The following is a 13,289-nucleotide window of genomic DNA, read 5'->3' on the forward strand; positions in this document are numbered from 1 at the left end:
ATGAAGGAAAAGGGGTCGTCGAATGACCAGCAACCCCTTGATATACCTTTATTTTCTAACCAAGGCTAAAGCGCGGCCCTGAGTTTCTCCACCAGATCGGTGCGTTCCCAGGGGAAGAAGTCCCCTTCCGGCTTGCGGCCGAAATGGCCGTAGGCGGCGGAGGGCTGGTAGATCGGCTTGTTGAGGCCGAGATGGGTGCGGATGCCGCGCGGGGTGAGGCCGCCCAGTTCCTTGATGCCCTTGATCGCCTGTTCGATCCGGTCGTCGCCGACCGTGCCGGTGCCGTGCGTGTCGACATAGAGCGACAGCGGCTCGGAAACGCCGATGGCGTAGGCGAGCTGGATGGTGCAGCGCTTCGCGAGACCGGCGGCGACGATGTTCTTCGCGAGATAGCGGGTGATATAGGCGGCCGAGCGGTCGACCTTGGTCGGATCCTTGCCGCTGAACGCGCCGCCGCCATGGGGCGACGCGCCGCCATAGGTGTCGACGATGATCTTGCGGCCGGTGAGGCCTGCGTCGCCGTCCGGGCCGCCGATTTCGAAGCTGCCGGTCGGGTTGATGTGATAGACGGTCTCGTCGCTGAGCAGGTTGGCGGGCATGACTTCCGCGACCACGCCCTTCACGTAATTTTTGAGTTCGGCTTCCTTCGCGCCCTCGTCATAGCCCGGCGCGTGCTGGGTCGAGACGACGATGGCGGTGGCGGCGGCGGGCTTGCCGTTTTCGAAGCGGAGCGTCACCTGGCTCTTGGCGTCCGGCTCCAGGAAGGGCGCGCGGCCGCTGTGCCGGTCGGCGGCCATCTTCGCCAGTATCTTGTGGCTATAGTCCAGCGTGGCGGGCATGAGGTCGGGCGTCTCGTCGCAGGCGAAGCCGAACATGATGCCCTGGTCGCCCGCGCCTTCATCCTTGTTGCCCGCCGCGTCGACGCCCTGCGCGATGTGGGCGGACTGGCCGTGGAGGTTGTTTTCGAAGCGGAAGCTTTCCCAGTGGAAGCCGTCCTGTTCATAGCCGATGCGCTTCACCGTTTCGCGGACGGTGCGTTCGATCTCTTCCTGCGCGCCGGGGGCCCAGGCGCCGTCCTCATAGACGCCCTTGCAGCGGATTTCGCCGGCGAGGACGACAAGCTGGGTCGTGGTCAGCGTTTCGCAGGCGATGCGGGCTTCGGGGTCTTTCGACAGGAACAGGTCGACGATGGCGTCGGAAATCTGGTCCGCGACCTTGTCGGGATGGCCTTCGGAAACCGATTCCGAGGTGAAGAGATAGTTGTTGCGCATGGGACTCCCGTTAGCAGGCTGTTCGAGCAAGCGACATAAAGAAAAGTTTATGTGGCTATTAGCGGGTCGATCTGCGGGTGGCAATGGCCAGCAGGACGAGCGCAGCCATGAAGGCGAAGGACGCCCAATTGCCGAGGCGGGAGAAGAGCGTCGGCGGCAGGGGGGAGGGGAGCGCGCTGTCGAGGAAACCGGCGCGGTGGTGGGCGATGCGGCCGAGGATCTGGCCGCGCGCGTCAATCACTGCCGAGACTCCGGTGGGGGTGGAGCGGATGATGGGAATCCCCTCTTCCAGGGCGCGGAGGCGGGCTTGGGCGAGATGCTGGACCGGGCCCCAACTGCCGAACCAGGCGTCGTTGGAGGGGTTGAAGAGGAAGTCGGGGCGGTTGGCTTCGTCGACCACCTGGCCGGAGAAGATGATCTCATAGCAGATCTGCACGCCCATCTTGAGCGGGGGGCGGCCGAGCGTTGCGGGCAGGGTCAGGCTTTGCGGGCCGGGGCCGGGCCAGAAATCGACGGCGCCGGGGACCAGGCGGGACAGGCCGAGCGGCTGGAGAATGTTCCGCATCGGCAGATATTCGCCATAGGGGACGAGGTGGGACTTGTCGTAGCGGCCGCGCAATCGGGCCTTCGCGTCCACGATGAACAGGCTGTTGTTCGCGCCGGAAAGGGCGTTTTCCGTGATGCCGTCCTTTTCGACCGGCTGGAAATAGACTTTGGTCGCGCCGGTCATGAGAAGGTCGCCGGGGCCGAGAAGGGCCGCGAGGCGGGCGCGCCAGTCGGGTTCCAGGTCGAGATAGGCGGGGATGGCGGCTTCGGGCCAGAAGATCAGGCGTGTGGCCGGGCGCGGGGTGCCGGAAAGGGTGGCGAGGGTCTGGAAATGGGCCTGTTCCAGTTCGGGGGAATATTTCTCGTCCTGGCCGATATTGGGTTGGACCACGCGGATTCTGGGCGCGCCTGAGGGGGTGGGCGGGGCGGGGGAGAGGTTGCCCCACAGGGCCAGGGCGATGAGGGGGGCGGTGAGGGCGGCGGCTGGGCGGAACTGGCGGCGGAGGGCGAGGAGCAGCGCGCCGGATGCGAGGATGGCGAGCGCGCCGAGGCCGTAGGTGCCGATCAGGGTGGATGCGATCGCCATGCCGGTGGGGAGGAGGGTGACGCCCAGCGGGTTCCACGCGAAGCCGGTGAAGAGGGTGGCGCGGAGATATTCGGAGGCGAGCCAGGTGGCGGCGAAGAGGAGGGTGAGGGGGAGTGCGCCATGCTCCTGCGCAGGCAGGAGTCCAGTTCTGACGTTGGGACTGGGTTCCTGCCTTCGCAGGAACACGGTGTTTTGCGGGCGCCAGCGTGCGGTTTTCAGCCACCAGGCGGCCAGCGTGGCCAGGCCGGGATAGACGGCCAGGTAGAGGGACAGGAGGATCACCGCGCCATAGCCGAACCAGTGGGGCATCGCGTCCTGGAAGGTGAAGGCGTGGGCGATCCAGTTGAGGCCCAGGGTGAAATGGCCGACGCCGAACAGCCAGCCGCGCAGGAAAGCGCCGCGGCGGTCGGGCGCGCGTTCGATCAGGAGAATGAGGAGCGCGAAGCAGGCCAAGGTGATCGGCCAGAGTCTCAGCGGCTCGAAGCCCGTTGCCGCGAGGAATCCGGCGAGCAGGGCGGCAAGATTCGGGAAGCGGGACAATATGTCCTTCATGGCGTAGCCGGTCAGTGCAGCGTGGCCATGGTGGCGTTGCTGCACTTGTCGCTCTTGTCCCCGCCGCCCGACAGGGCCGAGGCCGCGATGAAGCCGCCGACCAGCAGCACGAGGAAGGCGGCGGAGAGCAGGCCGAGATATTTCTCTATGAACGCCTTGATCGGGCGGCCGAATTTCCAGAACAGGAAGCCGACCAGCATGAACTGGAAGGCGCGGCTGAGGATGCTGGTCCAGAGGAAGGTGAACAGCGACAGGCCGATGAAGCCCGCCGTGATCGTGATCAGCTTGAAGGGGATGGGCGTCGCGCCCTTGATCAGGATGATCTCCGCCCCGTAATCGCGCAGATAGCAGGCGGCGACGGGGAATTTGGCGGCGAGGCCGAGGGCGTGCAATATCTGCTGGCCGACCGTTTCATAGAGGAAATGGCCGATGGCGTAGCCGAACAGCCCGCCCAGGACAGAGGCGATGGTGCAGATCAGCCCGAAGCGGATCGCGCGTTCCGGGCGGGCGAGGCACATCAGGCCCAGCAGCGGGTGCGGCGGGATGGGGAAGAAGCTGCTTTCCATAAAGCTGATGGCGAAGAGCCAGCGTTCGGCGTGGGCGTGGGCGGCTTTCGCCAGCGTCCATTGGTAGAGCTTTGTGAGCATCGGGTTGAGGCCCTAGCCGAACTGCCTTCAGGCCGCCAGTGCTTTTGCCTATGATCTGATCCCGGAAAACTGGATCGCTTGGAGTTAGAGTTTTTCGCCGTAATCTCCCTGGCTGGGAGGAGCGAAAGACGATGAAGGCATCGAGATTTTCAGACGCCCAGAAGGCGTTCATTCTGAAGCAGGGCGCGGACGGCGTGCCCGTCGCGGACATCTGCCGCAAGGCGGGGATCAGCCAGGCGACCTACTTCAACTGGACGAAGAAATACGACGGCATGCTGCCGCCCGACATGCGGCGCTTGAAGCAGCTCGAGGACGAGAATTCGAAGCTGCGCAAGCTCGTGGCGGACCTCTCCTTGGACAAGGAGATGCTGCAGGACGTCATCCGCCGAAAGCTGTGAGGCCTGCTCGTAAACGCGAGCTGGTGAACGGGGTTCGCAGTGATTGGGGTGTGTCGATCCGCCGGGCTTGCCGGGTTCTGGAAATGGACACCTCGACGTACCACTACAAATCCCGCCGCCGCGAGCAGGCCGGCATCGAAGCCCGCATCCGTGAGATCTGCGAGACCCGCGTCCGCTACGGGTATCGCCGCGTCCACGTTCTTCTTCGCCGCGAAGGCTGGGAGATCAACATGAAGCGAACACACAGGATTTACAACGAGTTGGGCCTCCAGCTCCGCAACAAGACGCCCAAGCGCAGGGTGAAGGCGAAGCTGAGGGAAGACCGCTGCGCGGCCTCCCGCGTGAATGATGTTTGGGCCATGGACTTCGTCCATGACCAGTTGGCGACGGGTCGAAAGATCCGCGTGCTGACCGTCGTCGACACGTTCTCGCGTTTCTCGCCGGTGCTGGATCCGAGGTTCAGCTACCGGGGTGAGGATGTCGTCCAAACGCTCGAGACGACCTGCGCCGTCGTCGGCTACCCAAGGACAATCCGGGTCGACCAGGGCTCCGAGTTCATCAGCCGGGACCTGGATCTGTGGGCCTACACCAACGGCGTTACGCTGGACTTCTCACGGCCCGGCAAGCCTACGGACAATGCCTACATCGAAGCGTTCAATGGGCGCTTCCGGGCGGAGTGTCTGAACACCCACTGGTTCTTGACACTTGCAGATGCCCGCGAAAAGTTGGAGGATTGGCGCAGATACTACAACGAGGATCGGCCGCACGGTGCCATTGGCAACAAGCCCCCGATCACGCTGATGAATCCCGGTGACGCACCCAGCCCGTCACCGTGACCAAGACCGGGAAACTCTAGCCCCAGGTGGTCCAGAGAATGGTGTCGGATCACCGGGACGATCGTCTGCTGCGGCGGGTGGAGGGGATGGAGGGGGGCAGGTCCGATGAAGAGGCGGGGCGCAAGTCCATGGGCGGGCGCGTGGCCCCTTGCGATGGAAGCGACAGGGCCTTGATCGGTGCGGGGTCGCGGCGCTAGCTTCGTCCTGTAGGAGACGCATATGCTTGGCATGGGAGAGGGCGCCTGCCCCTTTGAGTTCAATACCGATCCGGCGACGTTCAAGGTTGGGGATCAGGTCAGCTACCGGGTGACGGGCAGCCTGGAGGGCATGCCCTTTGCCGGCGTGCTGCTGGAGGTGCATGAGGACCATGTGGTGCTGACGTCCGACCCCGACGACAAGGCGAGCCGGATGCGGGCGACCCGGGAAAGCCGTCCTGTCGTCCGGGAGGAGGACGTCTGTTGACGCCACGGCGTTGACGGCGCGGCGGCGTCTGGGCATGACCCCTTATGAGTCCGGCCCGGCGCATCCGAGTGAATTTGACCTTATCCTTTCCCTCCCAATGGCGCGAGCGCGGCGGCGGATTGCTGCTGGCGCTGCTGTTCAACGGGTTGCTGCTGCTGGCGTTGCTGACGCTGGCGCCGGAGCCGGTGATCCGGCTGCCGGACCTGCGCAATCCGGTGACGTTCGAGATGGCGCCCGCGCCCAAGGCGGAGAAGGCGCGCAGCAAGGCGGAAAAGAGCGAGAAGAAGAAGCAGGAGAAATCGGCGCAGCGGCAGGTGCAGCAGCCGGTGGTCAAGCGCGACCGTCCCGTGGTGAAGCCGACCGAGCAGCAGCCTTCGCCGCTGCCCTTCCTGGTGCTGGACAGCCAGCAGATGGCGTCCGCCGACATCGGCAGGATGGCGAAGAAGGGCGCGGCCGACGGCGCGACGGGGCAGGGCACCAGCGCGGCGGTGGCGGGGCCGGGCGAGGGGCCGGGCGGCGTGCAGTTGTTCGATGCGGAATGGTACAGGCGGCCGAGCCATGCGGAACTGGCCGGCTATCTGCCCGCCAATGCGCCCGGCAGCGGCTGGGGCCTGGTGGCGTGCAAGACGGTGGATCATTATCATGTCGAGAACTGCCAGGCGCTGGGGGAATCGCCGATGGGGTCCGGCTTTGCCAAGGCGGTTCGGCTGGCGGCCTGGCAATTTCTGGTGCTGCCGCCGCGGGTCAACGGCAAGGTGATGGTCGGGAGCTGGGTTAGGATCAGGATCGACTATACGCGCAGCGTGGCCGGGGCGGACGATGTGGGGCGGTGAACCGGAGGGGGTATTTTAACCCATATGGAACATTTTTGTTGACATCGTCACGCTGTTCTGGCACATAGGTCGACATTGGGAAAATGTGAGTCGCCGTTGAGGCGGTGAAGGGCTGGTCCTTGGCGGGGTCGGCCCTTTTGCTTTGCATGCGGGGGATTGGCTGTGGCGGACGGAGAGCGGAAGAGGAGCCGGTTCGGCGGGCGGGCCGACGCGCCCGATCGGGTGCTGGCGCTGGAGAATGGGCCGCAGGGCGCGCTGGGCGTCGCGCCGCAGATGCGTGCGGTGCGCAAGAATGGCTGGACGCCGGCGCTGCGGCAGAAGTTCCTGGAGACGCTGGCGCAGACCTGCAACGTCAGCGAGGCGGCGCGGGTCGTCGGGCGGAATTTGTCGACCGTCTATTATCTGAAGCGGCGCGACCCGGCCTTTGCGCGGGCGTGGAAGCAGGCGCTGAGCATCGGGCATGAGGAGTTGCGGGCGCTGATGCTGCGGCAGGCGCTGTTCGGCACGGAGGATGAGGAGATCGTGCTGGACGGCGACGGGGCGGTCAAGAGCCGGAAGATCAAGCGGGGGCATCCGCATATGATCCAGGCGCTGCTGTTCCGAGCGCATGAGAAGGAGGTGGAGGAGATGCAGCGGCTGGAGAGCGTGGAGCGGCCCGATGGCGAGGATGCGGTGGAGCGGTTGCGGGCGGCGCTGGATGAGGTGCGGAAGCGGAGTGGGGGGTAGGGGATTTTGGGTGGGGCGCGGACGTACCCCATTTCGTCACCCCGGGCTTGACCCGGGGTCCCGCTTTCCTGGGTCCGCGCCCAGCCCAAGGTAGCGGGACCCCGGATCAAGTCCGGGGTGACGGGAAACTAATGACCGCAATTGGCCATTTCAGGTCATCTCTTCAGGGGGCGTAGCGGAGGTGGATCAGGGGGTAGGGGCGGCCTTGGCCGTCCTGGTCGGAGCGGCCGGTGCGGGCGAAGCGCATGGCTTCGTAGAAGCCGATCGCCTGCGCATTCTGTTCGTTGACGTCGGTGGTGAGCGTGGGGTGGAGCGACAGGGCGTGGTCGACCAGTTGGCGGCCGACGCCCTTGCCGCGCCATGCGGGGTCGATGAACAGCGCCTCCATATGCGCGCCGTCGATCAGCATGAAGCCGATGGCTTGATCGTCCGGGTCGGTGGCGAGCCAGGCGGGCGCCTGGGGGAGGAAGGCGGCGACCTCCGCCTCTATCGCGGTGCGGTCTGCCGGCGTCAGGAAATCATGGGTCGCGTCGACGGCCTTGCGCCAGATGTCGAGCATGCGGGCGCCGTCGGCGGCGCGGGCGGGGCGGATCGAACTCATGGCGGGCATATAGGGGCGTGGGCCGGATCGGCCAAATCGACGTCCTTGGAAAATCGATGAATGGAGGCGGGCGCATGGCTCTTTCGGATTTCGAGCGGCTGGCGCATCTGCCGGAGGCGGCGCGCGAGCGGGTGCTGGCTGGGCTGGGCGCGGCGGCGGCCGATGCGCTGGCGCATGACTGGCGCTGGCTGGCGCGGCCGGAGCAACTGGCGCCCGAAGGGGACTGGCGCATCTGGCTGATGCTGGCGGGGCGCGGGTTCGGCAAGACGCGGGCCGGGGCGGAGTGGGTGCGCTCGGTCGCGGAGAGCGATCCCAAGGCGCGGATTGCGCTGGTCGGCGCGACGCTGGGCGAGGCGCGGGCCGTGATGGTGGAGGGAGCGTCGGGCCTATTGGCCGTCGCGCCCTGGTGGAACCGGCCGGTCTTCGCGCCGGCGCTGCGCAAGCTGGTCTGGCCCAATGGCGCGGTCGCGACTCTTTATGGCGCGGCGGAGACGGAGAGCCTGCGTGGGCCGCAGTTCAGCCATGGCTGGGCTGACGAGATCGCCAAATGGGCGGGCGGGCAGGCGGCGTGGGACAATCTGATGATGGGGATGCGGCTGGGTGGCGCGCCGCGCGTGCTGGCGACGACCACGCCCCGGCCCGTCCCCCTCGTGCGGGGGCTGGTGGCGCGGGACGGCGGCGACGTGGTCGTGACGCGGGGGCGGACGGCGGACAATGTCGCGCATCTGGCGGACGGTTTTCTGGCGGCGATGGAGCGGAGCTATGGCGGCACGCGGCTGGGGCGGCAGGAATTGGATGGCGAGCTGATTGAGGAGGTCGAGGGCGCATTGTGGAGCCGCGATCTGCTGGAGCGGTGCCGGGTGGCGCATGTGCGCGGCGGGCTGACGCGGGTGGTGGTGGCGGTCGATCCGCCTGCTTCGGCGCATGGGGATGCCTGCGGAATTGTCGTGGTCGGCCTGGGGGAGGACCGGCGGGCCTATGTGATCGCCGATGCGACCGTGGAGGGCGCGACGCCGGAGGGCTGGGCGCGGGCGGTGGCGGCGACGGCGCTGGTGCATGGCGCGGACCGGGTGGTGGCGGAGGCCAATAATGGCGGGGCCATGGTCGGGAGCGTGTTGCGGGCGGCGGAGGCCGCGCTGCCGGTGCGGCTGGTGCATGCGAGCCGGGGCAAGGTGGCGCGGGCGGAGCCGGTGGCGGCCCTGTATGAGGCCGGGCGGGTCGTGCATCGCGGCGGCTTTGCGGAACTGGAGGACCAGTTGTGCGGGTTGATGCTGGGGGGCGGCTATGTGGGGCCGGGGCGGTCGCCGGATCGGGCGGATGCGCTGGTCTGGGGGTTGACGGAGTTGATGTTGGGGAAGCGTGGGGAGGCGCGGGTCAGGGGGTTTTAGGGGGTTTTGGGGGAGATGGACCGTGGGAAGCGTGATGGAGGGGAAGGGGCACGACCTGCGTATTTCCCCTCCACCACTCGCTTCGCGAGCGGTCCCCCTCCCCATGCTTCGCATGGGGAGGAATTGGAGAGGCCTCGGCTCCCCTGACGTTGCGAATTATTGCGGGAGTGAAATGAGGGAACAAGGGTTTGGGGTTCTGCGTAGTCTGTCCGTGTGATTTTTGAGGAGATTGGGTCATGAAATGGGCCGGATGGATGATGGCTGCGGGCGGGTTGGCTATGGTGAGTGGGCCGGTGATGGCGGCTTCGCTGAGCAGCAAGGAGCGGGCGCGGGTGGCTCGCGCTGCGCCGCGGGATCGGGACGATGTGCGTTATTGTCTGCTCCAGGCGAAGAAGGGGCGGGACAAGGGGACGGTGATCGGGGCCGCTGGCGGCGCTGGCGTCGGGGCCCTGGCCGGGGGGAGTTTGGGCGAGTCCCTGCTGGCCGGTGCGGCGGGGGCCGTGGCCGGGCGCGTGATCGGGAAGAGCGAGGGGACGAATTCGGCCTGCGATCGGGTTCTGGCGCACAATCCCTAGGGTTTTGGAAGGGGGCTGCCCCCTCCAAGTTTCGGTAGGCGGCTGAGCGCCGCCAACCTTCACTATCCTCCCCCCGTTCCGGAGGGAGGATTTTTTGTGGGTGGGGTTTCATGAAATTTTTTGGGGTGAAGGCGGCGCGGGAGAGTGCGCGGCCGGTGTTGGCGCGGGCCTGGGGTTCGGGCGGGGTGGCGCTGGGCGAGTGGCCCGCCAGCTATGAGGCGCAGGTGCGGGCCGGGGTGGTCGGCAATCCGGTGGCGCAGCGGGCTTTGCGGCTGGTGGCGGAGGGGGCTGGCGGGACGGCCCTGATTGTCGGCGGCGTGGGCGAGGATGAGCGGCGGCGGGTGAAGGCGCTGGTGACGCGCTGTTCTTCGGGCCAGTCGCTGGTGGAGACGCTGGTGAGCCATTTGCTGCTGCATGGCAATGCCTATGTGCAGGTGATGACCGGCGCGGATGGGGCGCCGGTGGAGCTATATGCGCTGCGGCCGGAGCGGGTGAGCGTCGAGGCGGATGCGCGGGGGTGGCCGGCGGCCTATCTCTATCGCGTGGGGGAGAGCGTGACGCGGCTGTCGCCGGAGGATGGCGCCGGGCGGACGGGGATCGTCCATCTGAAGGCGCTGCATCCGCTGGACGATCATTATGGGCTGGGTTGCGTGGGCGCGGCCGCGGGGGCGGTGGCGATCCACAATGCGGCGACGGTTTGGAACAAGGCGCTGCTGGACAATGCGGCGCGGCCTTCGGGGGCGATGGTCTATGATCCCGGCGACGGGTCGGTGATGGCGCCGGACCAGTATGAGCGGGTCAAGCGCGAGATGGAGATCGCCTTTTCCGGCGCGGCCAATGCCGGGCGGCCGATGCTGCTGGAGGGCGGGCTGGACTGGAAGGCGATGAGCCTGACGCCCGCCGAGATGGACTTCGTGGGGCTGAAGGCGGCGGCGGCGCGGGAGATTGCGCTCGCCTTCGGGGTGCCGCCGATGCTGATGGGGCTGCCGGGGGACAATGCCTACGCCAATTATCGCGAGGCCAATCGGGCGCTGTGGCGGCAGACGATCCTGCCGTTGATGGCGAAGATCTGCGGCGGGCTGGCGCAGGGGTTGCAGGGGTGGTGGCCGGAATTGCGCCTGGATGCGGATCTGGATGCGGTGCCTGCCTTGTTCGAGGAGCGGAGCGCGATCTGGGAGCGGGTCGGGGCGGCGGACTTCCTGTCGGCGGAGGAGAAGCGGGCGGTTTTGGGGATTGGGTGAGGGCGGTTCTGGTTCTGTGGTTTCTCGACTTCGCTCGAAACGAACGGGGGGCGTTGGGTCGAAGTGAATGGAGGTCCGGTCGCTCGAAACGAACGGAGGTCGGCGTTGCGGGAGGGTGTGATGAAATATGATGGGGAGATGCTGGCGCGGTTGGTCGCGCAGGCAGAGGCGCAGCCGGTGGGGATGGATATGGTCATGATCCGGGCGCTGATCGAGGAGGCGAGCGAATTGGGCGCGGCGCGGGCGTTGGAGCGGCTGGGGCTGGCGGATCGCGGGGCGCAGGAGGATGTGCGGGAATTGCGCGAGCTGCTGGGCGCCTGGCGCGACGCGAAGAAGGCGGCGCGGGGGGCTGTGGTGGCGTGGGTCGCGCGGGTGGTCATGGCTTTGCTGCTGCTGGGGATGGCGGTGAAGCTGGGGCTGGCGGGGCTGGTGCATGAGTGACGTGCGCTTCGCCGGATATGCGGCGGTGTTCGACCGGGTCGACCGGGGTGGCGACGTGGTGCGGGCGGGGGCCTTTGCCGGGGTGGCGGCGGGGGTGCCCTTGCTGTGGCAGCATCGGCCGGGGGAGGTGATCGGGACGGTCGAGAAGGTCGAGGAGGATGCGCGGGGCTTGCGCGTGATCGGGCGGGTTTCGGGGCGGACGGCTGCCGGGCGGGAGGCTGGGAGGGCCTTGCGCGAGAAGGCCGTGGATGGGCTTTCCTTTGGCTATCGGGTGCGGGAGGCGCGGGGGGGTTCGCCGCGGGAGTTGCTGGACCTGGAGGTGGTGGAGGTGAGCGTCGTGACGCATCCGATGCAGGATCTGGCGCGGGTGATTGCGGTGGAATAGGGGGGCTTACCCCTCATCCAACTTCGCCTAGGCGGCTTTGCCGCCAAGGCTTCGTATCCTTCTCCCACAAGGGGAGAAGGAGGTGTTCGGGCGGTCCGGTTGGGCCGCCCTTTTTCGTGGGAGTGGTGGATGACGGATCAGTTGGAAGCGAGCTTTGACGTGGTGATGCAGGGGGAGCGTCTTGCCGGGCTGGAGAGTGAGGTGGCGGCTTTGCGGGGCGCGTTGCTGGTTCAGCAGCGGCCTGCGCTGGACGGCGTGAAGGGCGGGGCGGTCGATCCGCGCCGGGCGGCCTTTGTCGAGCGCTATGTGCGGCAGGGGCTGGAGGCTGGGGTTGAGTTGAAGAGCTTTTCCGGCGCTTCGGGCGCGGCGGGCGGCTATGCGGTGCCGCGAGAGATCGATCAGATCATCGATGCGACGCTGAAGGGGATTTCGCCCATTCGCGCCATCGCCAATGTCGTGCGGACGGGGACGGCGGGGTATCGCAAGCTGGTGACTTCGGGCGGCATCGTGTCGGGCTGGGCCAGCGAGACGGGGGTGCGGGCGGAGACGGCGACGCCTGTCTTCAACGAGATCGTGCCGCCATCGGGCGAGCTTTACGCCAATCCGGCGGCGTCGCAGGCGATGCTCGACGATGCGCAGTTCGATGTCGAAGGCTGGCTGGCGGGGGAGATCGCCCGCGAGTTCGCGGCGGCCGAGGGGGCGGCCTTCGTCAACGGCAACGGTACGAACAAGCCCAAGGGCTTCCTGACCTATGCGGCCACCAATGAGGCGGATGGGGTGCGGGCCTTCGGGTCGCTGCAATATGTGGCTTCGGGGGCTTCGGGGGCCTTTGCCGCTTCGGGGCAGGACAGGCTGATCGACCTGGTGCAGGCGTTGCGCGCGCCCTATCGCCAGGGGGCCTGCTTCGTGATGAATTCGGCCACGTTGGCGGTCATCCGCAAGATGAAGACGAGCGACGGCGCGTTCATCTGGCAGCCTTCCCTTGCAGCGGGACAGCCGGCGACCCTGCTGGGCTATCCGGTGGTCGAGGCGGAGGACATGCCGGACATCGCGGCGGGTTCGCTGTCGATCGCGTTCGGCAATTTCCAGGCGGGCTATGTGATCTCCGAACGCAGCGAGACGAGCATTTTGCGCGATCCGTTCAGCAACAAGCCGTTCGTGCATTTCTACGCGGTGAAGCGGATCGGCGGGGCCGTGGCGAATTCGGAGGCGATCAAGCTGATGAAGTTCGCGGCTTCCTGATCACCCCTCATCCAACTTCGCCTAGGCGGCCTTGCCGCCAAGGCTGCGTATCCTTCTCCCACAAGGGGAGAAGGAAAGACTGGGGGCGTCCTGCGGGGCGTCCCCTTTTTTGGTGGGAGGGGCCATGTTGGCGGATCTCAAGGCCTGGTTGCGGATCGGGTCGGATGATGAGGATGGCGTGCTGGAGCGGCTGCTGGGGAGCTCTTCGGGGCTTTGCGAGCAGTTTATCGGGCAGTGGCTGGTGGTGCGGGACGCTTCCGAGACCATCGTGGCCGACGGAAGCTGGCAGAGGCTGGCGGCGCGGTCGGTAGTGGCGATATTGGGCGTGGAGGTGGAGGGCGTCGCCTTGGCGCCGGAGGCCTATGCGGTCGACATCGATGCTTCCGGCGATGGGTGGGCGCGGGCGCGCCCGGTGGATGGGCCGGGCAAGGTGACGGTGCGTTATCGCGCGGGGCTGGCGGCCGATGAGGATGGGCTGCCCGACGCCATCCGGCAGGGGATCGTGCGGCTGGCGGCGGAGCATTTCGCGGCCCGCGACGGGGAGGCGGCGACGCCGCCC

The 13,289-nt window shown here is 67.2% G+C and carries 15 protein-coding genes; 11 read left to right on the plus strand and 4 right to left on the minus strand.

Features of this window, described 5'->3' with window-relative positions:
• Window positions 1-65: 65 nt before the first annotated feature.
• The 3 genes from metK to L286_RS43420 are packed head-to-tail and all read right to left on the minus strand — an operon-like array spanning window position 66 to window position 3,602.
• On the minus strand, window positions 66-1,271 hold the full coding sequence (gene metK, locus L286_RS43410; RefSeq protein WP_007684819.1) for a methionine adenosyltransferase: 1,206 nt from the start codon (window positions 1,269-1,271) through the stop codon (window positions 66-68).
• Window positions 1,272-1,329: 58 nt separating this feature from the next.
• On the minus strand, window positions 1,330-2,955 hold the full coding sequence (gene lnt / locus L286_RS43415) for an apolipoprotein N-acyltransferase (RefSeq protein WP_021223935.1): 1,626 nt from the start codon (window positions 2,953-2,955) through the stop codon (window positions 1,330-1,332).
• Window positions 2,956-2,966: 11 nt separating this feature from the next.
• Window positions 2,967-3,602: a YqaA family protein gene (locus L286_RS43420; protein ID WP_020817819.1), complete on the minus strand. Its 636-nt coding sequence runs from the start codon at window positions 3,600-3,602 to the stop codon at window positions 2,967-2,969.
• Between the two features lie 131 nt (window positions 3,603-3,733).
• Between L286_RS43420 and L286_RS43430 the strand changes: the two genes are divergently transcribed.
• The 4 genes from L286_RS43430 (at window position 3,734) to L286_RS43445 (ending at window position 6,857) form a co-directional block, all read left to right on the plus strand.
• Window positions 3,734-4,836, plus strand: a protein-coding gene (locus L286_RS43430; RefSeq protein ID WP_115288554.1) for an IS3 family transposase whose coding sequence is annotated in 2 segments (ribosomal slippage) — window positions 3,734-3,995 and window positions 3,995-4,836 — 1,104 coding nt in all. Because the reading frame shifts where the segments join, the coding sequence is not laid out codon by codon here.
• Window positions 4,837-5,055: 219 nt separating this feature from the next.
• On the plus strand, window positions 5,056-5,298 hold the full coding sequence (locus L286_RS43435) for a hypothetical protein (RefSeq protein ID WP_007684113.1): 243 nt from the start codon (window positions 5,056-5,058) through the stop codon (window positions 5,296-5,298).
• 44 nt (window positions 5,299-5,342) lie between these two features.
• On the plus strand, window positions 5,343-6,131 hold the full coding sequence (locus tag L286_RS43440) for a hypothetical protein (RefSeq protein ID WP_020817815.1): 789 nt from the start codon (window positions 5,343-5,345) through the stop codon (window positions 6,129-6,131).
• A gap of 162 nt (window positions 6,132-6,293) precedes the next feature.
• Window positions 6,294-6,857 (plus strand): hypothetical protein, encoded by a 564-nt coding sequence (locus tag L286_RS43445; protein ID WP_020817814.1) that lies wholly within the window; start codon window positions 6,294-6,296, stop codon window positions 6,855-6,857.
• A 163-nt stretch (window positions 6,858-7,020) separates the two neighbouring features.
• On the opposite strand, the gene L286_RS43450 is transcribed toward L286_RS43445, so the two are convergent.
• Window positions 7,021-7,467, minus strand: coding sequence for an acetyltransferase (locus tag L286_RS43450; protein ID WP_013039645.1), 447 nt, complete (start codon window positions 7,465-7,467; stop codon window positions 7,021-7,023).
• Between the two features lie 65 nt (window positions 7,468-7,532).
• On the opposite strand from L286_RS43450, the gene L286_RS43455 reads away from it, so the two are divergent.
• The 7 genes from L286_RS43455 to L286_RS43485 all read left to right on the plus strand — a co-directional run.
• Window positions 7,533-8,846: a DNA-packaging protein gene (locus L286_RS43455; RefSeq protein ID WP_020817813.1), complete on the plus strand. Its 1,314-nt coding sequence runs from the start codon at window positions 7,533-7,535 to the stop codon at window positions 8,844-8,846.
• 236 nt (window positions 8,847-9,082) lie between these two features.
• Window positions 9,083-9,421 (plus strand): hypothetical protein, encoded by a 339-nt coding sequence (locus L286_RS43460; protein WP_021223938.1) that lies wholly within the window; start codon window positions 9,083-9,085, stop codon window positions 9,419-9,421.
• A gap of 110 nt (window positions 9,422-9,531) precedes the next feature.
• The gene (locus L286_RS43465) at window positions 9,532-10,662 is read left to right on the plus strand and encodes a phage portal protein (RefSeq protein ID WP_021223939.1); all 1,131 of its coding nucleotides are present in this window, start codon (window positions 9,532-9,534) and stop codon (window positions 10,660-10,662) included.
• A gap of 120 nt (window positions 10,663-10,782) precedes the next feature.
• Window positions 10,783-11,103, plus strand: coding sequence for a DUF6127 family protein (locus L286_RS43470; RefSeq protein ID WP_020818965.1), 321 nt, complete (start codon window positions 10,783-10,785; stop codon window positions 11,101-11,103).
• Entirely contained in the window at window positions 11,096-11,488 is a 393-nt protein-coding gene (locus L286_RS43475) for an HK97 family phage prohead protease (RefSeq protein ID WP_021223940.1), read from the plus strand. The genes L286_RS43470 and L286_RS43475 overlap by 8 nt, the downstream gene beginning before the upstream one ends.
• Window positions 11,489-11,617: 129 nt before the next feature.
• Window positions 11,618-12,730, plus strand: a complete 1,113-nt coding sequence (locus L286_RS43480) for a phage major capsid protein (RefSeq protein ID WP_021223941.1) — start codon at window positions 11,618-11,620, stop codon at window positions 12,728-12,730.
• Between the two features lie 124 nt (window positions 12,731-12,854).
• Window positions 12,855-13,289, plus strand: a 435-nt coding sequence (locus L286_RS43485; RefSeq protein WP_021223942.1) for a head-tail connector protein, incomplete at its 3' end; no start/stop codon positions are given.

The organism is Sphingobium sp. HDIP04, assembly GCF_000445085.1.
GTDB classification, from domain to species: domain Bacteria; phylum Pseudomonadota; class Alphaproteobacteria; order Sphingomonadales; family Sphingomonadaceae; genus Sphingobium; species Sphingobium indicum.